General features: G+C 59.5%; 2 protein-coding genes and 1 pseudogene. 1 reads left to right on the forward strand and 2 read right to left on the reverse strand.

Annotation, left to right across the window (positions count from 1 at the left end):
• Together EOA27_RS41765 and EOA27_RS38330 are read right to left on the reverse strand one after the other, a co-directional pair.
• On the reverse strand, positions 1-218 hold a 218-nt coding region (locus EOA27_RS41765), incomplete at its 3' end, for a hypothetical protein (RefSeq protein WP_210214209.1).
• 186 nt (positions 219-404) lie between these two features.
• On the reverse strand, positions 405-698 hold the full coding sequence (locus tag EOA27_RS38330; protein WP_112129091.1) for a 4a-hydroxytetrahydrobiopterin dehydratase: 294 nt from the start codon (positions 696-698) through the stop codon (positions 405-407).
• 103 nt (positions 699-801) lie between these two features.
• Here EOA27_RS38330 and EOA27_RS38335 point away from each other — a divergent pair.
• Positions 802-886 (forward strand): annotated as a pseudogene (locus EOA27_RS38335) (low molecular weight phosphotyrosine protein phosphatase); the annotation flags it as partial.

Genomic DNA, 886 nt, shown 5'->3' on the forward strand with positions numbered 1-886 from the left:
CCGGAACCTTGCGTCATCAATCGCTCCTTGGCGGCCGCGCGCAACCCATGCGTGCCGACCGCCGCGAAAGATGTGGTGAAAGCGGGGGGCTGCTGCAAGAGTTTGGGGGTTGGTTGGGCGGAAAATCGGAACGAGATGCCACAGCACTTCAAATGCTGGTTGGTGGCAATCGCCTCAGTTTGGCGATTGGCCGAGCTATTCCTCCGATCGTCATCCACGGGCGAAGCAAGGAGCGAAGCGACGCGCGCAGACCCGAGGATCCATTCCGTTACCTCGAGCGCCGCTCACGGTGCAGAATTCTGCTCCGCTACAATCCTCGACCACGGTCACGGAATGGATCCTCGGGTCTGCGCTCCGCTTCGCGTCGCTCCGCCCGTGGATGACGAAGTGACGACGTCTCGCCCTCAGTGAAAATACCGGTTCATCCGCTTTGCCAGTTCGATATCCAGCGCCGTCACGCCGCCGGCGTCATGCGTGTTCAGCGTCACGTCGACGGTCTTGTAGACATTGGACCAATCCGGGTGATGGTCCATCTTCTCGGCGGCCAGCGCCACGCGGGTCATGAAGGCGAAGGCCTCTGAGAAATTCTTGAAGACGAAGCTGCGCTTGATCGACGCGCCGTCGGCGGCGAGCGACCAGCCGTCGAGTTCGGCCAGAGCGGCGGCGATCGCGTCCTTGCTTAGTTTTTCTCTCGTCATGATGATTTCCCGTGCTATCTCGAATTTGACCCCACCATAATGCAAGTCGCCCAAAGCTGCTTTGCGGTTTTGGGGTTCCAAATGCACAAACAGCGCATATCGAATGAGCATAAAGTCCATAAATTCCGTTCTGTTCGTCTGCCTCGGCAATATCTGCCGTTCGCCGCTCGCCGAGGGCGTGTTCGCGC

Source organism: Mesorhizobium sp. M2A.F.Ca.ET.037.01.1.1 (genome assembly GCF_003998075.1).
Taxonomy (GTDB): Bacteria; Pseudomonadota; Alphaproteobacteria; order Rhizobiales; family Rhizobiaceae; genus Mesorhizobium.

Excerpts from the sequence above, each read along its gene's own strand:
- EOA27_RS38330 (WP_112129091.1), bottom strand. The coding sequence starts at position 698 with ATGACGAGAGAAAAACTAAGCAAGGACGCGATCGCCGCCGCTCTGGCC.